This is a genomic window from Phycicoccus sp. Soil802, from assembly GCF_001429605.1.
Lineage (GTDB): Bacteria > Actinomycetota > Actinomycetes > Actinomycetales > Dermatophilaceae > Pedococcus.
The window spans coordinates 1-20,442 of record NZ_LMSS01000003.1 but is presented as its reverse complement, the minus strand read 5'-3'; the positions used below and the strand labels follow the sequence as shown (position 1 = coordinate 20,442).

The 20,442-nt window shown below is 71.1% G+C and carries 21 protein-coding genes and 1 pseudogene; 13 read left to right on the top strand and 9 right to left on the bottom strand.

Annotated elements, in window-relative coordinates; genetic code table 11:
- The first annotated feature begins 74 nt into the window (after nt 1-74).
- The 6 genes from purB (at nt 75) to ASG91_RS06595 (ending at nt 7,716) form a co-directional block, all read left to right on the top strand.
- Nucleotides 75-1,484, top strand: coding sequence for an adenylosuccinate lyase (gene purB / locus ASG91_RS06620; RefSeq protein WP_056921864.1), 1,410 nt, complete (start codon nt 75-77; stop codon nt 1,482-1,484).
- Between the two features lie 46 nt (nt 1,485-1,530).
- A complete protein-coding gene (locus tag ASG91_RS06615; protein WP_082593976.1) occupies nt 1,531-1,995 on the top strand; it encodes a DUF2568 domain-containing protein in 465 nt (154 codons plus the stop codon).
- A gap of 10 nt (nt 1,996-2,005) precedes the next feature.
- On the top strand, nt 2,006-2,404 hold the full coding sequence (locus ASG91_RS06610) for an MmcQ/YjbR family DNA-binding protein (protein WP_056921862.1): 399 nt from the start codon (nt 2,006-2,008) through the stop codon (nt 2,402-2,404).
- Nucleotides 2,405-2,510: 106 nt separating this feature from the next.
- Nucleotides 2,511-4,718, top strand: a complete 2,208-nt coding sequence (locus ASG91_RS06605) for an FG-GAP-like repeat-containing protein (protein ID WP_162257511.1) — start codon at nt 2,511-2,513, stop codon at nt 4,716-4,718.
- A 274-nt stretch (nt 4,719-4,992) separates the two neighbouring features.
- Nucleotides 4,993-6,597, top strand: a complete 1,605-nt coding sequence (locus tag ASG91_RS06600) for a DUF222 domain-containing protein (RefSeq protein ID WP_056921860.1) — start codon at nt 4,993-4,995, stop codon at nt 6,595-6,597.
- Nucleotides 6,598-6,903: 306 nt separating this feature from the next.
- Nucleotides 6,904-7,716 carry a hypothetical protein gene (locus ASG91_RS06595; protein WP_157606166.1) on the top strand — a complete coding sequence of 271 codons (813 nt, stop codon included), beginning with the start codon at nt 6,904-6,906 and terminating at the stop codon, nt 7,714-7,716.
- Nucleotides 7,717-7,782: 66 nt separating this feature from the next.
- Here the strand turns inward: ASG91_RS06595 and ASG91_RS06590 are convergent, their stop codons facing one another.
- Both ASG91_RS06590 and ASG91_RS06585 read right to left on the bottom strand, forming a co-directional pair.
- On the bottom strand, nt 7,783-8,418 hold the full coding sequence (locus tag ASG91_RS06590; protein WP_056921858.1) for a VOC family protein: 636 nt from the start codon (nt 8,416-8,418) through the stop codon (nt 7,783-7,785).
- 59 nt (nt 8,419-8,477) lie between these two features.
- Nucleotides 8,478-9,305 (bottom strand): RNA methyltransferase, encoded by an 828-nt coding sequence (locus ASG91_RS06585; RefSeq protein WP_056921857.1) that lies wholly within the window; start codon nt 9,303-9,305, stop codon nt 8,478-8,480.
- A 51-nt stretch (nt 9,306-9,356) separates the two neighbouring features.
- Between ASG91_RS06585 and ASG91_RS06580 the strand changes: the two genes are divergently transcribed.
- Complete coding sequence (locus ASG91_RS06580; protein WP_056921856.1) at nt 9,357-9,965, top strand: hypothetical protein; 609 nt, start codon at nt 9,357-9,359, stop codon at nt 9,963-9,965.
- On the opposite strand, the gene ASG91_RS06575 is transcribed toward ASG91_RS06580, so the two are convergent.
- Nucleotides 9,957-10,418, bottom strand: a complete 462-nt coding sequence (locus tag ASG91_RS06575) for a MarR family winged helix-turn-helix transcriptional regulator (protein ID WP_056921855.1) — start codon at nt 10,416-10,418, stop codon at nt 9,957-9,959. The genes ASG91_RS06580 and ASG91_RS06575 overlap by 9 nt on opposite strands.
- Nucleotides 10,419-10,474: 56 nt before the next feature.
- Between ASG91_RS06575 and ASG91_RS06570 the strand changes: the two genes are divergently transcribed.
- Nucleotides 10,475-11,728: an NAD(P)/FAD-dependent oxidoreductase gene (locus ASG91_RS06570; RefSeq protein ID WP_082593975.1), complete on the top strand. Its 1,254-nt coding sequence runs from the start codon at nt 10,475-10,477 to the stop codon at nt 11,726-11,728.
- Here ASG91_RS06570 and ASG91_RS06565 read toward each other — a convergent pair.
- Genes ASG91_RS06565 through serS form a run of 3 tightly spaced genes read right to left on the bottom strand, consistent with a single transcriptional unit; the run spans nt 11,679 to nt 15,031 of the window.
- Nucleotides 11,679-12,503, bottom strand: a complete 825-nt coding sequence (locus ASG91_RS06565; RefSeq protein ID WP_056921854.1) for an HAD family hydrolase — start codon at nt 12,501-12,503, stop codon at nt 11,679-11,681. The two genes, ASG91_RS06570 and ASG91_RS06565, sit on opposite strands and share 50 nt — an antisense overlap.
- A 29-nt stretch (nt 12,504-12,532) precedes the next feature.
- Nucleotides 12,533-13,744, bottom strand: a complete 1,212-nt coding sequence (locus ASG91_RS06560) for an alpha-hydroxy acid oxidase (protein WP_056921853.1) — start codon at nt 13,742-13,744, stop codon at nt 12,533-12,535.
- A gap of 24 nt (nt 13,745-13,768) precedes the next feature.
- Nucleotides 13,769-15,031, bottom strand: a complete 1,263-nt coding sequence (gene serS / locus ASG91_RS06555; RefSeq protein WP_056921852.1) for a serine--tRNA ligase — start codon at nt 15,029-15,031, stop codon at nt 13,769-13,771.
- Nucleotides 15,032-15,092: 61 nt separating this feature from the next.
- Here serS and ASG91_RS06545 point away from each other — a divergent pair, with 61 nt between their 5' ends.
- Nucleotides 15,093-16,043 (top strand): hypothetical protein, encoded by a 951-nt coding sequence (locus tag ASG91_RS06545; protein ID WP_157606163.1) that lies wholly within the window; start codon nt 15,093-15,095, stop codon nt 16,041-16,043.
- A 65-nt stretch (nt 16,044-16,108) separates the two neighbouring features.
- A complete protein-coding gene (locus ASG91_RS06540; protein ID WP_056921849.1) occupies nt 16,109-16,747 on the top strand; it encodes a LysE family translocator in 639 nt (212 codons plus the stop codon).
- A gap of 28 nt (nt 16,748-16,775) precedes the next feature.
- On the opposite strand, the gene ASG91_RS06535 is transcribed toward ASG91_RS06540, so the two are convergent.
- On the bottom strand, nt 16,776-17,321 hold the full coding sequence (locus tag ASG91_RS06535) for a DinB family protein (protein ID WP_056921848.1): 546 nt from the start codon (nt 17,319-17,321) through the stop codon (nt 16,776-16,778).
- A 202-nt stretch (nt 17,322-17,523) separates the two neighbouring features.
- Here ASG91_RS06535 and ASG91_RS06530 point away from each other — a divergent pair, with 202 nt between their 5' ends.
- The 3 genes from ASG91_RS06530 to ASG91_RS06520 are packed head-to-tail and all read left to right on the top strand — an operon-like array spanning nt 17,524 to nt 19,942.
- Entirely contained in the window at nt 17,524-18,636 is a 1,113-nt protein-coding gene (locus ASG91_RS06530; protein ID WP_235543231.1) for a diacylglycerol kinase family protein, read from the top strand.
- Nucleotides 18,636-19,334 carry a phosphatase PAP2 family protein gene (locus tag ASG91_RS06525; RefSeq protein WP_056921847.1) on the top strand — a complete coding sequence of 233 codons (699 nt, stop codon included), beginning with the start codon at nt 18,636-18,638 and terminating at the stop codon, nt 19,332-19,334. Before ASG91_RS06530 ends, ASG91_RS06525 begins: the two co-directional genes overlap by 1 nt.
- Entirely contained in the window at nt 19,271-19,942 is a 672-nt protein-coding gene (locus ASG91_RS06520) for a phosphatase PAP2 family protein (RefSeq protein ID WP_056921846.1), read from the top strand. Before ASG91_RS06525 ends, ASG91_RS06520 begins: the two co-directional genes overlap by 64 nt.
- On the opposite strand, the gene ASG91_RS20125 is transcribed toward ASG91_RS06520, so the two are convergent.
- Together ASG91_RS20125 and ASG91_RS21150 are read right to left on the bottom strand one after the other, a co-directional pair.
- Nucleotides 19,924-20,241, bottom strand: coding sequence for a hypothetical protein (locus ASG91_RS20125; RefSeq protein ID WP_371262040.1), 318 nt, complete (start codon nt 20,239-20,241; stop codon nt 19,924-19,926). The genes ASG91_RS06520 and ASG91_RS20125 overlap by 19 nt on opposite strands.
- Before the next feature lie 38 nt (nt 20,242-20,279).
- Nucleotides 20,280-20,414, bottom strand: a pseudogene (locus tag ASG91_RS21150) (integrase core domain-containing protein); the annotation flags it as partial.
- Nucleotides 20,415-20,442 lie beyond the last annotated feature (28 nt).

Below are 20,442 nucleotides of genomic sequence, written 5' to 3'. Positions count from 1 at the left end.
CCCCGCATCGGGGAGGTGGGCACCCGGCATACCGGTGTCCGGAGGTGGCCCCGCTCTCTGGGAGACTGTGGGTCATGGCTTCGCTTGCTGACGCGACCCCTCCCATTGCGCTGGGCGCCCTCGACGGTCGCTACCGCGGTGCGGTGGCCCCCCTCGTCGACCACCTGTCCGAGCCGGCGCTCAACCGCGAGCGGATCCGGGTCGAGGTGGAGTGGCTGATCTTCCTCACCACCCACCAGGTCGTGCCGGGCGTGCGCGCACTCACCGACGACGAGCAGCGGCAGCTGCGCCAGGTGGTCGACGACTTCGGCGCCGCCGAGATCCAGGAGCTCGCGACGATCGAGCGCGAGACGCAGCACGACGTCAAGGCGGTCGAGTACTTCCTCAAGCGCCGCCTCACCGCCATCGCCCCCGGCGACGAGGACCGCGGGCTGGCCGAGCTGATCCACTTCTGCTGCACCAGCGAGGACATCAACAACCTGTCCTACGCCCTCATGGTCAAGGGCGCGGTCACCGAGGTCTGGCTCCCGCGCGCCACCGCGCTCGTCGAGACCGTTGCGACGATGGCGTCCGACCTGCGCGAGGTGCCGCTGCTGGCGCACACCCACGGGCAGCCGGCCACACCGACCACCATGGGCAAGGAGCTGGCCGTGCTGGCGCACCGGCTCGGCCGCCAGCTGCGGCGGATCGGGGCGGCCGAGTTCCTCGGCAAGCTCAACGGCGCCACCGGCACCTACGGCGCCCACCTCGCCGCAGTGCCGGAGGCCGACTGGCCCGCGCTCAGCCGTGAGTTCGTCGAATCCCTTGGGCTGCAGTGGAATCCGCTCACCACCCAGATCGAGTCGCACGACTGGCAGGCCGAGCTCTACGCCGACCTCGCGCGGTTCAACCGGATCCTGCACAACCTCTGCACCGACGTCTGGACCTACATCTCGCTCGGCTACTTCGCCCAGGTGCGTGGCCAGGGCACGGTGGGGTCGTCGACGATGCCGCACAAGGTGAACCCGATCAGGTTCGAGAACGCCGAGGCCAACCTCGAGGTCAGCAACGCGCTCTTCGACGTGCTCTCCTCGACGCTGGTCAACAGCCGGCTCCAGCGTGACCTCACCGACTCCTCGATGCAGCGCAACATCGGCGTCGCGTTCGGGCACTCGCTGCTGGCGATCGACAACGCCGCCCGCGGCCTGGCCGGCCTGGACGCCGTGCCGTCCGCGATGGCCGCCGACCTCGACGCCAACTGGGAGGTCCTCGGCGAGCCGGTGCAGTCGGCCATGCGCGCGCTCGGCGCCCAGGGCGTCGCCGGGATGGAGAACCCCTACGAGCGGCTCAAGGAGCTCACCCGCGGCCGCCGGATCACCGGCGACGACCTGCGCGAGTTCGTCGCCGGGCTCGGACTGCCCGACGACGTCGCCAAGCGACTGGCCGAGCTGACGCCGCAGAGCTACATCGGCGTCGCGCCCGAGCTGGTCGACTTCCTGGACTGAGCGGCTGGGCTGGGCCCGCTGGGCTGGGCCGGCCCGACTGACGCGTATGCCGCGAGGTGACCACGCGGCATACCTCGCGGGTCACGACGGGGGCACGTGCGACGCTTGGCCCATGGTGGCGTTGGGCTGGGTGGTGTTGGCCTTGGTGTTCCTGGACGAGCTGTTGGCTGCTGCGGCGGCGGGCGTCTGGGGAAACCACGAGAGGGGCGTGCTGCTCGCGGTACTGATGGTGGTCGTCGTGGTCGGGGTCTGGTGGGCGTTCGCGTCGCCGAAAGCGCCACTCGGCGGTCCAGTGATCCGGCCGGTCGCCAAGGTGCTGGTCTTCGGACTGGCCGGACTCGGCCTCTGGGCCGCGGGGCACCACGGGTGGGCGGTGGCGTTCCTGGTCTTCTCGGTGGTGGTGAACGGGCTGGCCCTGCTCCCCTCGGTCCGGGCACTGGTGGCCGAGTCGGAGGCAGCCGGCGCCGGGGACGCCGGCGGGCGGGGCGCGCGCGGACGGGGCTCGGCGTAGCGTCGCCGCCATGGCCGCACGCAAGGCGAAGCTGTCGGACCTCGCGGAGATCGCGCTGTCGCTCCCGGAGGTGGAAGAGGGCACGTCGTGGGGCAACCCGGCCTACGTGGTGCGGAAGAAGTCGTTCCTGCACTTCCGCGAGCCACGGCCCGACGCCATCGACCCGGAGACCGGGGAGCGGATGCAGGACGTCATCATGTTCGCGGTGGGCGACCAGGACGACAAGGAAGCCCTCCTCGGAAGTGGGGGTCCGTGGTTCACGACGCCGCACTTCGACGGCTACAACGCGGTGCTGCTGCGCCAGCGCGACCTGGGACGGCTGACGCGCGCCGAGCTCGCCGAGGTCATCACCGACGCGTGGGCCACGAAGGCGCCGAAGCGGCTGGTCGCGGACTACTTCGGCGACTAAAGGTCTCTCCGCGATCGCCCTCCGCGGGGGCTTTGCGCTGTTTCGCCGCGCCCCGTCGGTCCGCACACCTATGCTGCTCCGGTCATCGAACATCCGGGGGGACGACGTGCACCAGATCCTGACGCGACGCGCGAGCACCGCGCTCCTGACCGTCCTGGCCGTGGTGGGTGGCGTGCTTGCCGGCTCACCGGCCCAGGCGGCCGACCCGCCGAGCCTCACGTCGGTGACCGTCGCTCCCACCACGGTGGCCGCGCCGGGCACGGCGCAGGTCACCTACACCGCGGAGGGTCCGCCGGTGGCGCTGGCCGACGCGGTCTTCGTCGACGACCGTGGGGTCCAGCACAAGGTGGTCCTGACGCCGGGTTCGACCGGCGCCGGCACGCTGACCGTGCCGACGGGTACGGAGACCAGCACGTGGCGGCTCGGCTCGGTGCGCCTGCGCAGCGAGCCCGACCTGATCACCAAGGTCTGCGGCACGTTCTGGGCACTACGCGTCTCAGACTGCACAGTCACCCGCGACCTGTCCGCGGGTGACGTCACCGTGCGGGGGATGACACCGGAGTACGACGCACCGCAGCTCGCCTCGGTGACGGTGTCCCCGGCGGCGCCACTGGTCGTCGGGCCCGAGCGCCAGGCAAACCTCGCATGGACCCTACGGTCCCCGGCTCCCGACCTCGCCTACGTATCGGCCCGCTTCACCAACCGCAGTACCGGGCAGGTGGGCGTCATTCTCGACTCCCGCGATCCGGTGGCACTTGCTGCCGGCAGGTTCGGGGGATGGGTCGCCGGCGGCACCCCGAACGGTCTCTACGACCTGACCAGCTTCATGCTGTGCGACAAGTCCTTCAACTGTGCGGAGTACCACCCCGATGGTTCGGTCACCTTGGCCAGGGGGGCCCGGACGCCGACCGGCGCCCAGCCGACCTTCTCCGGGACCTTCGACGTGAATTCGGACCCGCCGGTGCTGACCTCCATCCGGCTTGCGGCACCCACCGTCCTCGTCGGCAAGCCCGTGGTCGTCTCGTACGCCGTGCAGAATCGGCAGGCGACCCTGGACGGGGTGCGGCTCCTGTACACCTACCAAGGCGACGGTCTGCGCGACGTCGAAGTCCGACGGCTTGACGCACCCCGCACGGGGACCATCAGCCAGGTGATGGACCGGATCGGGCTGTATCACCTGGACTCGATCGTCGTCCACAACGGCTACACCCCCGCCCTTGAGTACCGCTCCGACGGCACGGTGGTGAACCTGAGGTTCAACCAGGTCGTCGGCACGCACCAGTTCGACCTCCGCAGCCTCGACATCCGGGTGATCCCGAAGCCGCCCAAGCTCACCGCGAGGGCGTGGGCGCGCGGCGCCAGGATCGACTTCAACCCCGGCATGGACGACGACATCGGCAACATCACCGGCTACGAGATGGTCGCCGAGCCCGGACACCACGTCTCGCGGGTCACCGGCATCAACCTCTACACGGCATACGTCAAGGGCCTCACGGCCGGCACCAAGTACACCGTGAAGGTCACCTCCCTGAGCGCTGCCGGCCCCGGCCCGGCCACGACGTTCACCGTCACGCCGATGCTGACGTCCAACGTCGTGGGCATCGGCGACCTGAACCGCGACCGGCACGGCGACCTCGTGGCCCTGAGGCGTGACTGGACCCACACCTTCGGCTACTGGGGGAACGGCAAGGGCGGCTTCAGCGGCGGCGTCCGCAACATCGCGGACGTCGTCCCGGGCACTCGCATCCTGCCCGCCGGCGACCTCACCGGTGACGGACAGCCCGACCTGATCGCCGAGCACGTCGGTCGGCTCGAGCTCTATCAGGGCACCAACGGCGGCTTCCTCACCGATCCCACCATCGCGAGCACCGGCTGGTCGTCGATGCGGTTCATCACCGGCGGCGGCGACTTCTCCGGCGACGGACGGGCTGACGTGCTGGGCGTGACCCCCACCGGGGTGCTCAACCTCTATGCCGGCAACGGTCGCGGCAAGGTGGCCACGGGGCGCCAGATCGGGTCCGGGTGGCAGACCATGACGTCGGTGTTCATGACCGCGGACTTCAACGGCGACCGCACCCGCGACATCCTGGCCGTCGACCAGGCCGGGGTTCTGTGGCTCTACCCCGGCAACGGCAAGGGCGGGTTCCGCGGCGTCCGGTCGAAGGTCGGCACCGGCTGGAACACGCTCGGGTCGGTCGGCCCGCTCGGCGACTTCACCGGTGATGGGAAGGCCGACGTCGTCGGCATCACCATGGCGGTGAGTTCCGGCTTTATGCCGGTAACGGCACCGGGCGCGTGTATGCCGGGCGCGTGATCGGGACGGGTTGGCAGCGCTACTTCTGAGCCAGTGACCGGCTCGGGTCCCGCGGGCGGCGCGGGACACGGGGTGGCGCACGGGTGTGGGTAGCGCACGGGTGTGGGCGGCACGGCGCGTGTGAGTGGCGGGCGGCGTGCCCGCCCCACTGTGCCCGCCGCGGGCCAGCACGAGCGCACTGCACTTCTTCGCTGAGAGCGGAATCCGTTGTCCCACAACTGATTTCAGCTGTGGATTACCGGTCACAGCATTCGAACAGGTGTACGATTGAGGTATGTCAGTCAGCCCGGCAGCCGTGCAGCGCGACGAGGAGCAGCGAGCCCTCTGGACGCGCACGGCCGAGGTCGCGGGGCGGCTCAACCGGGCGCAGGGCGAGCTGGTCGACCTGACTGCCGAGCTCATCGACGGCGAGCACTGGGGTGACGGCGGGTTCCGTTCGCCGGAGCACTACCTGGTCGTGCGGGCCGGCCTGTCGCCGGCGCACGCGCGGGACGTGGTCGCGATCGCGAAGCGCCGCCACGAGCTGCCCGCGGCCTCCGAGGCCCTGCGTGACGGGCTGCTGTCCCTCGACCAGACCGCGGTGGTCGCCCACCACGCGCCGGCGTCCCACCAGCGGTCGGCTGCAGAGTTCGCCAGGCACGCCACGGTGCCGCAGCTGCGTCGCGCGCTGAGCCGGCACGCCTTCGCCGCTGCGCCAGCGACGCCCGCCGAGACCGCCGACCCTTCCGCAGACGCCACGGCCGACACCGCTGCGACCGACACCGCCCCGACCGACCCCGCTCCGGCGCCTGGGCTGCCCGGGCAGGACGAGTCGGAGCGTCGGGCCTGCGCCCGGCCTGACCTGTCGATGCACTACGACGTCGACGGCCGGTTCCAGCTGCGCTACAGCGCGCCGGCGCCCGTCGGGGCACTGGTCGAGCAGGCACTCAAGGAAGCCAAGGACGCCCTGTTCCTCGCCGCCGCAGACACCACCGCCCCCGACACCACCGCCTCCGAGACCACCGACGGCGAGCTCGACGGAACGCCCAGCACCACACCCGGCGCCACCCTCGACGCCACCTCCGTGTCGGTGAGGGCTCCGCGTGCGCACGGCATCGCCGCGACGGACCGGCCGACCTACGCGGACGCGCTCGAGGAGCTGGCCCGGCGGTCGTTCTCCTCGGTCACCTCGTCGGGTCGGGCCAGCCACTACCGGGTCTACCTGCACCTGTCGACCGACGGGGCCTGGGTCAACGGCGGCGGAGCCATCCCGCGGCGGCTGCTCGACCGGTTCATCTCCGACGGGGTGGTCCAGCCGGTCTGGGAGACCGAAGGACGACCGGTCAGCGTCGGGCGCTCGATGCGGATCCTGCCGCAGCGGTCCCGTCGGCTGATCGAGGACCGCGACCGCGGTTGCCGGTTCCCCGGCTGCACCGCCACCCGGTTCGTCGAGATCCACCACCTGCACGACTGGGCCGACGGCGGGCCCACCGACGACGACAACCAGGTCAGCCTCTGCCCGTTCCACCACGACGCGGTCGGCCGCGGCGACTACCGGATGACCGGTGACCCGACCCGGCTCGACGGGCTGGTCGTCACCACCCGGCACGGCCTCCCGGTCCGACCCCCGACCGCGGTCGAGCTCGCCGCGCCACCGGGCGGCGACCCACCCCAGCCACGCACAGCCGCGGCATACCAACCACCCACCGGCGAACCCGCCCGCTGGAACGACATCGAGATCCTCCCCGACCATCTAGCCCACTGGGACCGACAGCTCCACCTCGTCAAACCACCCGGCCATGACCCGGGCGCACCCACCGACGCAGATGACCCCCGGTGGCCAATGAGGGACGCGGACGAAGAAGAGGTATTCGCCTGCTACCGCACCTGGGACGACTAGCCGGGAAGCCGAGGGGCAGACCACCGATCGGCTACCTTCCCTGTCGTGGACCTACCCGAGCAGGCCTGGCAGCGAGTCGACTGGCCTTCGGTCCAGGTTGACGGAGTGACCAACGCGGGAGCCAGCTGCACAGCGGTGTGGGGGCACCTCGATGACGGTCGCGTGGTGCTCGCTCTGATGGAGGACGGTGCGTTCGTCCGCGTCGTGGATGTCCCACAGGAGGCGGCCGCCCAGGGTGCGGTCCGAACGGTGCGGTGGGGACTGGCGCCGGTCGGCTCAAGTGAAGTCGAATATCGACTGGTGGGCGTGTGCGGTGCGACAGGGCTCTGGCACTGCGACTGGGGCGGGGAGATCAGGGCAGCCTCCGCCCCACCTGACGAGGTGGGCCACCAGGCCACCCGCCTGTGGCCGGTGGCCGGTGACGAAGACGTCCGGGTGGTCGCCACGTATGGCCCGAGCCAGGAGGTTCGCGTGTTGGGCGGCGGCTTTCCCCTTCGGCTCCTGCCGCAGGTCAATCGGCTCGACGTGCGTGGCAGCGTCGACGACGTGATGTGCGGCTCGCACTCGGGTGTGGTCGCAGTGGCCGGGGACCTGCGGGTCGACGGGGAGCCGGCCACGGCGTCCTTCGCGTGGGCGTGGTCAGGATTCCTCGACCATGGAGAGGAAGGTCGCTACTCGCGCGAGTGGCATGCCCTCCCTGAGCCGTCCGCGGCGGTGCATGTCACCGACATGGGTGACTGGCCGGGCGACGTTCGCTTCGCTGGGTTCCAAGACGGGCATCCGCAGTTCTGGGGCATCGAGGACTTCCCCAACGAGCCAGATGACTTCGACTGCCCCACCGGCAACTGGACCAGCGTCCTGCTCCCGGACTCGACCCAGGAAGTGAGGTCGGTGGTCGTGGCGACCCCCGGCACGTCGTTGCTCGTCGTCGACGAAGGGGCCGATCCACTCCCGCTACCCGCCGGCCAGGTGCAGTCCGTCGCCTTCAACGAGGGATATTGGGGCAGCCCGCAGCTCCACCACGCGGTGGTGGACGGCGTCCTGTACACGCTGGCCACGCCACAGTCGACACCCCACCCGCTCCAGGCGCTGCTCCGGGACCACTTCGACATGCCCTAGACCGGGGACGACGACGCCCCGCGAGCGACCGAGGTCGAGCGGGGCGTACGTCGGGGAGTGCAGGGGTCAGATGGTGACCTTGCCGTCGGGGGTGTCGAAGGTGACCGCGAGCAGACCGGGGGTGCCGCGCGGGGCGACGAAGGTGAAGTCGATGACCGAAGAGGTCTCGTCGGGCGGCAGGCCCAGCCAGTCACGCACCCGGGCCGGGTCGCCGGCGATCTGCAGGCTGTCGATCGTGACCGTCGTCATGGCCGCGGTCGACGGGTGCAGCGAGGCGTCCTCCCACTGCACGAAGTAGGGCAGCTGCGGGTCGGACATCAGCCCCTTGATGCCCAGCTGGCGCCAGCGCAGCTCGACGCCGTCGGGACGGTACCGGTTGCCGGGGACCGCTTCCCGACCGATGCGGGTCTCAAGTGGCGTGAGGTCGTCGACGGCGACGCACCAGCCGAGCCAGCCGCCGCCGGCCTCGGACCGGGCGCGGACGGCCTGCCCGAACGGCGCCTTGTCGGACGCCGGGTGGTCGAGCACCTCGACGACCTCGACGTAGCGCTCGTGCGCCAACGGGAGGATCACGTTGCGCGTGCCGAACCGCGGGTGGATGCCCCCATCGACCGGGTCGACCCCGATCAGCTTGGCGAGGCGCTCCGCGGTCGCCTGCAGTCCGTCGTGCTCTGCCGCATACGAAACGTGGTCAACTCGCATACCCGACATCGTGACATACGTCAGGGAGTGCTCCTGACACGGGTGTGGTCAGTGAGGCTTCAGTGAGCCGGGGCGGGGGCGGCGGCTCCCCGCTGACGCACCGCCTCGTAGATCACGATGGCGGCGGAGGTGGCCACGTTGAGCGAGTTCGCCTTGCCCACCATCGGGATCCGCACCTTGTATGCCGCGTGCGCCAGCACCTCGTCCGTCAGCCCGTACTTCTCGGCCCCCACCGCGATGGCCACCGGGCCGGTGTAGTCGACGTCGGTGTGCAGCAGGTCGGTGTCCGGGGTGGTGGCGACGAGGGCGATGCCGTGCGCATCCAGCCAGACGAGGGTGTCGGCCGTCGAGTCGCTCGCGACCGGCACGCTGAAGACGGTCCCCTTGGAGGCGCGGACGAGGTTCGGGTTGCCCCAGTCGGTGACCGGGTCGGCCGCGACCACCGCCTCGGCACCGGCCGCATCGGCGGTGCGCAGCATGGCCCCGAGGTTGCCCGGCTTCTCCACGCCCTGGCAGAGGACGGTCAGGGCGCTCGGCCCGACGGTCAGCTCGCTGCACGACCGCACGACCGAGGGCACCACGGCGATGAACCCGTCCGGCCCCTCGCGGTACGCGGCCCGCTCGAACGCGGTCCGCGACACCTGCACGGTCTCCACCCCGTCGCGACGCACCTCGTCGACCACCCGCTCCTGGCTCGTCGGGTCGAGCATCAGCTCGGGGCAGTAGTAGAGCGCCTCGGGGAGCACCCCGGCCCCCAGCGCGAGGCTGAGCTCCTCGAACCCCTCGATCAGCGTGCGGCCGGTCTCCTCACGGGTACGCCGCCGGCGCAGCGCGGCGAGCGCCTTGAGGCGCGGGTTCGACGGCGAGGTGATGATCAGGTCAGCCATGGCGTGGCCAGTCTGTCAGTCACTGCTGGGCCATGCGGCACACTGTCCGCCATGAGCCAACCCGCTGTCACCGAGCGCTACTCGCTGAGCCAGAAGATCACGATGATGGTCAACCGCTACGAGATCCGGGCGGTCGACGCGTCCGGGGTCGAGGGGCCGGTGATCGCGGTCGCCCAGCAGAAGCGGATGGCGTTCAAGGAGCAGGTCACGTTCTACGCGGACGAGGCGCGCACCCAGCCGGTCTTCTCGTTCAAGGCCCGCACCCGGATGGACCTCGGCGCCACCTACGACGTCTTCGACGCGACCGGGGCGCCGATCGGGTGGTTCCGCAAGGACTTCGGCAAGTCGCTGCTGCGCTCGTCCTGGCACCTGGGCACCCCGGACGGGCTTGAGGCGTTCGGCACCGAGCGCAACCAGAACATCGCGATCCTGCGCCGGGTCTGGGACTTCATCCCGGTCGTCGGAGACATCCCGCTGCCGTTCCTCTTCCACTTCGACTTCACCACCGCGGACGGCAGCATCGTCCTGTCGTCGGAGCGCAAGCGGAGCCTGCGCGACCGCTACGACATCCACATGCCCCAGGCGAGCAACGGGTGGCAGCTCGACTGGCGGGTCGGTCTGGGCATGGCGGTCGCGCTGGACGCGCTCCAGTCACGCTGACCCTTCGACGCGCGCGCGGTGCCGCGCGGTCAGCTCGGTGAACCCGTCGAGCAGGTCGCGCAGCCGGTCCAGCTCGGCGATGGTGAACGACGCGAAGGCCTGCTGACCCTCGGTGACCATCGGACCGTACGCCTCCCAGGTGCGTCGGGCCCCCTCCTCGGTCATCGCCACCAGGACCTGCCGCCGGTCGGTCTCGCTCGGCTGCCGCTGGACGAACCCCTTGACCACGAGCCGGTCGATGAGCGCCGTGGTGGCTGCCGGCCGCAGCCCGGTCGCGGCGCTCAGCTCACCGGCCGTGCGGGGGCCTTCGCTGAGGATGTCGAGGCACCGCATGTCGGCCGGACCGAGCCCGAGCGCCCGGCCCACCGCGTCGTCGAACGACTGGACGCTGCGCTGGTAGCGCTGCATCGCCCTGCCGGCCTGCTCGATGGCTGCTTGACGGGTCCGCGCCACGCGTGCAATCCTTTCGATTATCGAACTATCCGATTGTCGTAAGAAAGGTTATCACCGTGAAGGCTGTCGTCGTCGGAGGTGGAGTGGCCGGACCCGCCACCGCCATGGCCCTCCAGCAAGTCGGCATCGAGGCCGTCGTCCTCGAGGCCCGGGACCGCGCCGCCACGGAGGCGGGCTCCTACCTCACCATCGCGCCCAACGGCCTCGACGCCCTGGCCGCGATCGGCTGCCTCGACCTCGTGCGGGACCTCGGCTTCCCCTCGCGCCGCAACACCATGCTGGGGGCGACGGGGCGGCGGCTCGGCTCGATCACTCTCGGCACCCCCTTGGCCGACGGCACGCCCGCGCTCACGATGAAGCGGCCCCACCTCACCCGCGCGCTGATGGACGAGGCCGCGCGGCGCGGCATCGAGGTCAGGTATGCCGCCAAGGTCACCTCCGTGCGCACCGAAGGGCAGCGTGCGGTCGCCGTCCTCGAGGACGGGAACACGGTCGAGGGCGACCTGCTCGTGGGGGCATCAGGCGTGCACTCGGCAGTCCGGACCGCGGTCGACCCAGGGGCCCCTGCGGCGCGCTACGTCGGGCTGACCAACTTCGGCGGCATCACCCGCAACACCGACCTCGCGCAGGACCTGCCCGGCGACGGCTGGCAGTTCACCTTCGGCCGGCACGCCTTCGTCGGGCTCCACCGCACCCCGACCGACGACGTGGTGTGGTTCGTGAACGTGCCCGAGGCGCAGATCAGCCGGACGCAGCGCGCCGACACCTCGCTGGACCAGTGGCGAGCCCGGCTCGCGGACCTGGTCGCCGATGACGCGGGACCGGCCCGGGCGCTGATCGAGTCGGGAGAGCTGGAGCTGGCCGGCGACAACACCTACGACCTCGGCCACGTGGCGACCTGGCACCGCGGCCGCCTCGTGCTGGTCGGGGACGCCGCGCACGCGCCGTCGCCCAGCTCGGGCCAAGGGGTGTCGCTCGCCCTGGAGGACGCCGTCGTGCTCGCCGGCTGCCTCGCCACGGCCGCGTCCCACGGCACCGGGGTGCCCGCGGCATACGACTCCTTCGTCGCCGCTCGCCGCAGGAGAGCGGAGAAGGTGGTCGCCGTCGGCGCCCGCTCGAGCAGCTCCAAGATCCCGGGCAGGATCGGTCGGGTGCCGATGGAGGCGATGCTGCGGGTCGTCTTCCGGCACCTGGTGACCGACCGGGCGCAGGACTGGATCACCGGCTACCGGGTCAGCCAGAGCCCTGCCGGCCGCGTGGTCACAGCAGGGAGCGGAGCACCGGCACCAGACCGTCCTCGTCGACCGTGAGGGTCACCTCGTCGGCGACCTCCTTCACCGAGTCGGGCGCGTTGCCCATCGCCACTCCGCGCGCCGCCCAGTGCAACATCTCCACGTCGTTGCGCTGGTCGCCGACGGCGAGGGTGTACTGCGGCTCGACCTCCAGCCGGCGGCGCAGGAGCTCCAGGGCCGAACCCTTGGACACGCCTTCGGGGTTGAGGTCGAGCCAGGCCGAGAAGCCGACCGCGTAGTTCACGCCGTGCAGGCCGATCCGTTCGGTGAGCGCGAGGAAGTCCTCCGCGGTGCCGTTCGGCGCGCGGAAGGTCACGCGCGTCACCGGGTCGGCGACCAGCTCGTCCCACGGCACGACCCGCAGCTCGCCCTGGAGCTCGCCGTCGGGGAACGGCGCGCTCAGCTTGAACCCGACCCCCAGCTCCTCCACCGCGACGACCGCATCCGGCCACTCGTGGCGGAGCAGGTTGAGGGCGGGAGCAGGGTCGAACGTGACTGCGTCGATGATGCGGAAACCGTTGTCCTCCCTGGCGTCCAGCTCGATCGTCACCGCCCCGTTGGAGCACACGGCATACCCGCTCTCGATGCCGAGCTCGGCCATGATGGTGGTCGTCGCCACGATCGACCGTCCGGTGGCGATGATCACGTGGTGACCGGCCGCGAGCACGTCGTGCACGACGTCGCGCACGGCGGGTGACAGCTCGCCGGCGTGGTTGATCGTCGTGCCGTCGACGTCGAGCGCGACGAGGTGGGGCGTACCCGCCTGGGACCACGCCTTCTGGGGACGTGTCATGCCGCGAGCCCGGGGTTCATGGGACGAGCCTAGGGAAGCCGGACGTGCTGTGGACCGAGGTCCGCGATGCGACGCGCGCCGAGCAGTGCCATCGTGCGGCGGACCTCGGTGCTGAGGATCTGGGCGGCGCGCTCGACCCCGGCTTCGCCACCGGCCATCAGGCCGTAGAGGTAGGCGCGACCGACGAGCACCGAACTGGCGCCGAGGGCCATGGCGGCGACGACGTCCGACCCCGACATCACCCCGGTGTCGACCATCACCTCCGGCCCGTCGCCGAGCGCGTCGCGCACGTCGGGCACCAGGCGGACCGGCACCGGCGCCTTGTCGAGCTGCCGTCCGCCGTGGTTCGACAGCACGATCGCGTCGGCGCCGGCCTCGAACATCCGCCGTGCGTCGTCGACGGTCTGGATGCCCTTGACGATGAGTGGGCCGTCCCAGGTGGTGCGCACCCAGTCGAGGTCCTTCAGTGTCATGGTCGGGTCGAAGAGCGCGTTCATCATCTCGGCGACGGTGCCGTCCCAGCGGTCGAGGCTGGCGAACCGCAGTGGCTCGGTGGTGAGGAAGTTGACCCACCAGCTCGGGTGCATCGCCCCGTCGAGCACGGTCCGGGCCGAGAGCGCGGGCGGGATGTTGAAGCCGTTGCGCACATCGCGCAGCCGCACGCCCGCCACCGGCACGTCGACGGTGAGGATGAGTGCCTCGAAGCCGGCCGCCTTCGCCCGGGCCATCAGGTCCTCGGCCGGACCGTGGTCGCGCCAGACGTAGAGCTGGAACCACTTGCGCGCACCCGGCGACGCCGCGGCCAGGCCCTCGACGTCGGTGGTGCCGAGGGTCGAGAGGCCGTAGGGGATACCGACCCGCTCGGCCACGCGGACCACGGCGCGCTCGCCCTCGTGGTGCATCATCCGGGTGAAGCCCGTCGGCCCGAACCCGAACGGTTGGGCCGACGGCTTCCCCAGGACGGTCGTGGTGGTGTCGATGTCGCCGACGTCCTGCAGCACCGAGGGCTGGAAGGTCAGGTCGCGGAAGGTCGCCCGGGCGCGCTGGAGGCTCAGCTCCGACTCGGCCGCGCCGTCCGTGTAGTCGAACACCGACCGCGGGGTGCGGCGCCTGGCCACCTCCCGCAGGTCGGCGATCGTGAGCGCCGCCGCCAGCCGTCGCTTCTTCGCGTTGAGCTCGACCGGCTTGGGTCGCAGCAGCGGCTTGAGCTCGGACCACTTGGGCAGCTGGCGATCGCTCACCTCACCGACGCTACCCGTGTTCGGTCAGACCGGCTTGAGGACCTCGAGGCCCAGGAACGGCTGCAGCGCCTTGGGCACGATGACCGAGCCGTCGGCCTGTTGGTGGTTCTCGAGGATGGCCACCATCCACCGGGTCGTCGCGAGGGTGCCGTTGAGCGTGGCGACGGCGCGGGTGCCCTGGCCGTTCGGGTCGCGCTCGCGGGTGTTGAGCCGCCGGGCCTGGTAGGTCGTGCAGTTGGAGGTGGAGGTGAGCTCGCGGTAGCGGCCCTGGGTCGGGACCCACGCCTCGCAGTCGAACTTGCGCGCCGCCGGGCCACCGAGGTCGCCGGCCGCCGTGTCGATGATGCGGTAGGGCACCTCGATCTTGGCCAGCATCTCCTTCTCCCAGCCCAGCAGCCGCTGGTGCTCGGCAGCCGCGTCCTCGACCCGGCAGTAGGTGAACATCTCGACCTTGTGGAACTGGTGGACCCGGATGATGCCGCGGGTGTCCTTGCCGTGCGACCCGGCCTCACGGCGGTAGCAGGCCGACCACCCGGCATACCGCTTCGGTCCCGCGGACAGGTCGAGGATCTCGTCGGCGTGGTAGCCCGCGAGCGCCACCTCGGAGGTGCCGGTGAGGAACAGGTCGTCGGCCTCGAGGCGGTAGACCTCGTCGGCGTGCTTGTCGATGAACCCGGCCCCGGCCATCACGTCGGTCTTGACCAGCGTGGGCGTGATCATCGGAGTGAACCCGTGCTCGACGGCCTGCGCGATGCCCATGTTGAGCAGCGCGAGCTCGAGCCGGGCACCGACCCCGGTGAGGAAGTAGAAGCGCGAGCCGCCGACCTTGGCGCCGCGCTCCATGTCGATGGCGGCCAGCGCCTCCCCGAGCGCGAGGTGGTCGCGCGGCTCGAAGTCGAACTCCGGCACCGACCCCACGGTCTCGAGCACCGTGTAGTCGTCCTCGCCACCGGTCGGGACGCCCTCCTCGACGATGTTGCCGATCTGGCGGATCAGCCCGCCGAGCTCGGCCTGCGCGGTGTCGGCATCGGCCTGCAGCTGCTTGACCCGGGCGGACAGGTCCTTGGTCTGGGCGAGCAGGGCCTGCTTCTGGTCACCCTGGGCCTGCGCGACCTGCTTGCCCATCGACTTCTGCTGCGCCCGCAGCTGCTCGAACTCGGTGAGGGAGGAGCGGTGCGTCTGCTCGGCAGCGAGGATCGCGTCGACGATCCCCTCGTCCTCACCACGGGCGCGCTGGCTGGCGCGGACGCGGTCGGGGTCCTCACGCAGGAGCTTGATGTCGATCACCGGGTCAGCCTATCGAGCGATGAAGCGGCCACTGGGCGCGGTCGCAGGTCACAATGCCTGCATGCTCACGCGGCGGTACCTGCTGACGGTGGCGCCCCTCGGCGTCGCCGCGGCCTGCGCCGGGGAGCCGGCCGCCGGGAACCCGCCGGCGGCGACCGGGGCGGTCACCTCCGGCACCACGACGCCGACGAGCACCAGCCCCACGACGGCCACCACCACGACAGCCACCCCGACGTCCAAGGCCACCACGACCCGGGCCCCCAGCAGGCCCACCCGCGCCGCGGCCAGCCTCGACGACCTGCGCGAGGAGCTGTCGGCGTTGTCCCGCAGGTACGGCGTGGACCTCGGCATCGCCGCCACCGAGCGACGGTCGGGGCGCAGCTTCACGTGGGGCGCCGACACCACGATCGAGACGGCGAGCATCGCCAAGGCCGACATCCTGGCCACCCTGCTGCTCCAGCTGCAGGACCGGGGCGCGCGTCCGTCGTCGAGCCAGCTCGCCGTCGCCGACGCGATGATCCGGCGCAGCGACCACGAGTCGGCGTGGACCCTCTTCCGCCAGGTCGGCCTGGCGTCGGGGATGTCGGCCGCCAACCAGCGCTTCGGGCTGCGCAGCACCCAGTGCTTCGACTACAGCTGGGGGCTGACCCGCACCTCGGCCCGCGACCAGCTGCGGTTGGTGGGTGCGATCAGCGGGGCGGGGACGAGCTCCTCGCCGCTCGACGCTCACTCGGGGACCGTGCTGCTCGACCTCATGGAGGACGTGGTCGCCGAGCAGAAATGGGGGGTCAGCGCGGCGGCCCACGGCACCGAGCGGGTCTGCCTCAAGAACGGCTGGCTGCCCCGGACGACCCTCGGCAAGCGCTGGATCATCAACAGCATCGGCCGGATCACCAGCAGCTCGCTCGACCTGCGGCTGGCGATCCTCAGCCAGCGGCACCCCAGCCAGGGACAGGGCATCGACGTCGTGGAGCAGGCGGCCGCCCTCACCCGCCGCCACCTCGCGGTCTGACCGACCCGCTGACCAGCCCCTGAAACACGTTGCCCGGGAGGGTTTCGGGACGCGATCCTTGCGGTATGCCGTCCACGCCCACCCTCGCGTCGTTCGCCCTCGCGGCGACCGCCCTCATCCTGCTGCCCGGTCCGGCGATGCTGTTCCTCATCTCGCGGGGCATCGGCCAGGGCAGCCGCCGGCTGGCCGTCGCCTCGATGGCCGGCATCGAGACCGCGACAGCGGTGATGGTGGTCGCGACGGCGTTCGGCCTGTCCGCGGTGATCAGCTCCTCGGTCCTGGCCTTCTCGATCGTGAAGTACGCCGGCGCGGCATACCTCGTCTGGTTGGCGATCAGGGAGTTCCGCAGCAAGGGGCACTTCGCCCTCGACCGCGCGCCCGTCACGCACTCCCGGCGCGCCTTCGGTGACGCCTTCCTCGTGGGCATCTCCAACCCCAAGACGGCGGTCTTCTTCGTCGCGTTCTTCCCGCAGTTCCTGCACCGCGAGTCCGGGCCGATCTGGTCGCAGGTGCTGGTGCTGGGTGCGATCTTCGTCGCGATCGGCGCGGTCTTCGACAGCGTCTACGCGCTCAGTGCGGGGTCGATCGGCCAGTGGCTGGCCCGGCACCCGCGCGCGGTCCGGCGGCAGAAGTACGTGTCGGGGAGCATCTTCCTCGTCATGGGCGGCGCCGCGGCGCTGACGGGACATCCTCACAAAGCCTGACCGGCCGCGGGTATGCCGCCTGCACCAGTCAGGCGCGGACGTCCACCAGGTGGTGCGCGAGGTCGTGCAGGAAGTACTGCCCCAGCGACAGCACGGTGAACTCGGACCCGTCGCTGCGCAGACCGGTGCGGCCCCACTGGTCGGCGCGCACCCCGGCGAACCGGTCCGCCACCACGGCGGCCGCCTCCTGCAGCTGGGGGCCGACCACCGCCGGGTCCTGCTCGCCGTAGCGGTCCGCCACCGCCGTCTCGTCCTGGTCCCAGTTGGCGAACCGCGGTCCGTCCTCGTCGAGGATCAGCCTGAGCCGGCCGTCGAAGACGAGGCAGACGTCGCGCACGTGGCAGGCGTACTCCAGGGGTGACCACACGTCCGGCGCCGGGCGCTGCGCGGCGTCCGGCCTGGCGAGCACCGCAGCCCAGGGCGCCGTCGACGCGAGGGTGGTCGCGGCGATCTCCGCCGCTGCCACCGTGCGGGCGTCGAACCCGCAGTCGGGGCACGGGCGCTGGAGGGTCCAGGTCCAGTCCTTGGTGTCCGGGACGATCGGGTCGCCGGGTTCTGCGTGCTGGTCGGCCATGGCGACCACGGTAGGTGGCGACGCCCCGCCCGCCGAGGGGCAGCGGCGCCACTCACCCACAACTTTCGGCCAATTGCCCGAAAGCCAGCGGCCGAAGCGGCCGACCGACCCACGGAATCGGCCAATTGGCCGGGAGCCTGGGCACCGGGCAGGCGCTCTGACCTGTGCGGATGCCACCGCTGCCGTGGGGTAGCGTCGGCCCGTGCTTCGCGAACATTCCGGCTGGGTCGCCCTCGGGGCGATCGTGCTCGTCGTCATCCTCGCCCTCGGCATCGCCGGGTGGGCCGGGATGCGCGTGCGCACCGTCGGAGGTGCCCACCGTGGCCGCCGGTGGGGGCGCCGCCCGCACCGCAACGACTTCCGCCCGGAGGGCACCGTGTCCGACTCCCCCACCCGTCGCGCCGCGATCATCGTCAACCCCACGAAGTTCGACGACGTGGCGGCGGTGCGCCGGCGGATCACCGAGCAGTCGGCCAAGCACGGCTGGGCCGAGCCCCTCTTCATCCTCACCACCGAGCGCGACCCCGGCACCGGCCAGGCCAAGCAGGCCCTCGACAAGGGCGTCGACCTGGTCTGCCCCCTCGGCGGTGACGGCACGGTGCGCGCGGTCGCGGAGGCGATGGTCGGCAGCGAGGTGCCGATGGGGCTGCTGCCCGGTGGCACCGGCAACCTGCTCGCCCGCAACCTCGACCTCCCGGTCGACGACCTGGACGACGCGCTCCGGGTGGCCCTGACCGGTCAGAACAAGCGCGTCGACGTCGGGCGCCTGACCATGGACACCTCCGGGGAGGACCAGACCCCCGCCGAGCACGTCTTCCTCGTCATGGCCGGGCTCGGCTTCGACGCGGCGATCATGGCCGACGCCCCGGAGAAGCTGAAGGCCAAGGTCGGCCCCGCGGCATACGTCGTCTCCGGCACCCGCAACCTGCGCGGCCCGCAGTTCAAGGTGCGGGTCAAGGTCGAGGAGCAGGAGGAGTTCAGCCGCCGCGCGCGCACCGTGGTCATCGGCAACTGCGGCAAGCTGCTCGGTGGCCTGGTCCTCATGCCCGAGGCCGAGGTCGACGACGGCCAGCTCGACATGGTCATCCTCTCCCCCAAGGGCGTCGCCGGCTGGGCCGCCGTCGCGGCCCGCCTGGCCACGCGCAAGCGCAAGGGGCACCAGATCGTCGACCACTACACGAGTCCCTCGATGAAGATCCGCGCCGACCGCCCGCAGGAGGTCCAGATCGACGGCGACACCCTCGGCAAGGCCCGCGCCATCTCCGCCGAGGTGGTCCCCGGAGCCCTCGTCGTGCGGGTGGGGTCGGTCGACTGATGGCCGTCGGGACCGCGTCACCCGCGGTGTCCCGCGCCGCGCGGCTGGCGCGTGGGGCGGTGGCGATGGTGCTGTTCGTGGTGCCCGTGCTGCTGCTCGGGTTCGCGGTGCGGCAGAAGTTCGACCCGCTGATCCGGCTCGACAACGACCTGATCCGGAGCGCGACGGACTTCACCCGCGAGCACGGCATCGGCGACACGCTGGTCGCGCTCCAGGGGATCAGCCAGCCGTTCCTGCTCTACCTCCTGGCCACCGGGCTGTGCCTGTGGGCCTGGCTCGCCAAGGACCTGCGCAGCCGGGCCCTGTGGGCGTTCGTCACCATGATGGTCGCGTGGAACGTCGGCCTGCTGGCCAAGGTCCTGGTCCACCGGGCCCGGCCGGTGGTCGAGGACCCGATCTCGCACTCACCCGGTTTCTCGTTCCCGTCGGGGCACGCGTTCAACGTCGCGGTCGTCGTCACCGTGGTCGTCTTCCTGCTCTGGCCGCTGCTGTCCACCCTCGGCCACCGGGTCTCGGTCGTGCTCGCAGCGGTGTTTGCGCTGGTCGTGGGCCTGGACCGGATCTTTCTCGGTGTGCACTTCCCGTCCGACGTGTTGGCGGGCTATGTCCTCGGCGTGGGCATTACGTTCTCCTCATGGCTCGGATTCATCGGCAAGACGTCAGCGACCTCCTCGTCAGGGCCGTCGCACCCGGCGTAGTCCTCTTCGGGGTGCTCGCCGGCCTCGGCCTGCTCCTCAACGGTCCGCTCGACGCCGTGGACGACGCGGAGGACAAGGTCACCGACGCGTTCAACCGGAACCGCACCGACTTCTGGGACCCGATCAGCTGGGTCTTCTCGCGGTTCGGCAACACCGAGGTCGTGATCGGGGTCTGCCTCATCGCCGTCGCGATCATCTGGTGGCGCACCCGAGAGTGGCGCTGGTCCGTGGTGCCGCTCATCGCGATCTCGTTGCAGGCGACCATCTTCCTGTTCCTGACCCTGGTGGTCGGGCGACAGCGCCCGCCGGCGATCCCGATGGACGCCTCACCCCCGACCTCGAGCTACCCGAGTGGGCACACGGGCGCGGCGACGGCCCTCTACTTCTCGCTGTTGATGATGGCCTCGGCCAGCATCGAGCGGCCCTGGCTGCGGCGGCTGCTCATGACCGCGTGCGCCGTCATCCCGTTCCTCGTGGGGATCGCCCGGCTCTACCGCGGCGCCCACCACATCTCCGACGTGCTGGCCGGCATGCTCAACGGCCTGGTCTGCGCCGTCCTCGCCTACCAGTGGTACCGCCATCGCGCCGCTCAGGAGAAGAGCGTCTGACCCCAGTGCTCGTCAGGCCCCAGTCCCGGCGGGCAGGCGAAGATCGCCGAGCCGGTGTGCTCGATGTACTCGTTGAGACCGTCCTTGGCCGCCAGTGACCGCTGCATCGGCACGAACTGCTGGTGGGCGTCGCGCATGAAGCCGATGAAGAACAGCCCTGCGTCGAGGTGCCCGACTCCGTCCGAGCCGTCGGTGAAGTTGTAGCCACGGCGCAGGATGCGTATGCCGTTCAGCCGGCTCTCGTGCGCGAGCGCCACGTGGGCGTCGACCGGGATCGCGGGCTTGCCGTCGGCACCCAGCTTCCCGAAGTCGAGGCGGTCGAACTCGGCCTGCTGACCTAGCTGTACTGACCGGAGAGGTTGGTCAAGCGGGTGATGGGTGGCTTGTTCCCGCAGGCGGTGTGGGGTCGGTGGTGGTTGTACTCGTGGATCCATGCTGGCAGCGCGGCCCTGCGTTCGCTCTCTGAGGCATAGCCTCACCATCTCGCTGCACGAGTCGGG

What these genes read in the sequence shown, in the direction of transcription:
- ASG91_RS06585 (WP_056921857.1), bottom strand. Translation starts at nt 9,305, where the DNA reads ATGGCTGACCTGATCATCACCTCGCCGTCGAACCCGCGCCTCAAGGCG.
- ASG91_RS06615 (WP_082593976.1), top strand. Translation starts at nt 1,531, where the DNA reads ATGCCGCGAGGTGACCACGCGGCATACCTCGCGGGTCACGACGGGGGC.
- ASG91_RS06520 (WP_056921846.1), top strand. Translation starts at nt 19,271, where the DNA reads ATGGCTCGGATTCATCGGCAAGACGTCAGCGACCTCCTCGTCAGGGCC.
- ASG91_RS06600 (WP_056921860.1), top strand. Translation starts at nt 4,993, where the DNA reads ATGTCAGTCAGCCCGGCAGCCGTGCAGCGCGACGAGGAGCAGCGAGCC.
- ASG91_RS06540 (WP_056921849.1), top strand. Translation starts at nt 16,109, where the DNA reads ATGCCGTCCACGCCCACCCTCGCGTCGTTCGCCCTCGCGGCGACCGCC.
- ASG91_RS06565 (WP_056921854.1), bottom strand. Translation starts at nt 12,503, where the DNA reads ATGACACGTCCCCAGAAGGCGTGGTCCCAGGCGGGTACGCCCCACCTC.
- ASG91_RS06535 (WP_056921848.1), bottom strand. Translation starts at nt 17,321, where the DNA reads ATGGCCGACCAGCACGCAGAACCCGGCGACCCGATCGTCCCGGACACC.
- ASG91_RS06610 (WP_056921862.1), top strand. Translation starts at nt 2,006, where the DNA reads ATGGCCGCACGCAAGGCGAAGCTGTCGGACCTCGCGGAGATCGCGCTG.
- ASG91_RS06525 (WP_056921847.1), top strand. Translation starts at nt 18,636, where the DNA reads ATGGCCGTCGGGACCGCGTCACCCGCGGTGTCCCGCGCCGCGCGGCTG.
- ASG91_RS06590 (WP_056921858.1), bottom strand. Translation starts at nt 8,418, where the DNA reads ATGCGAGTTGACCACGTTTCGTATGCGGCAGAGCACGACGGACTGCAG.
- ASG91_RS06545 (WP_157606163.1), top strand. Translation starts at nt 15,093, where the DNA reads ATGCTCACGCGGCGGTACCTGCTGACGGTGGCGCCCCTCGGCGTCGCC.
- ASG91_RS06580 (WP_056921856.1), top strand. Translation starts at nt 9,357, where the DNA reads ATGAGCCAACCCGCTGTCACCGAGCGCTACTCGCTGAGCCAGAAGATC.
- purB (WP_056921864.1), top strand. Translation starts at nt 75, where the DNA reads ATGGCTTCGCTTGCTGACGCGACCCCTCCCATTGCGCTGGGCGCCCTC.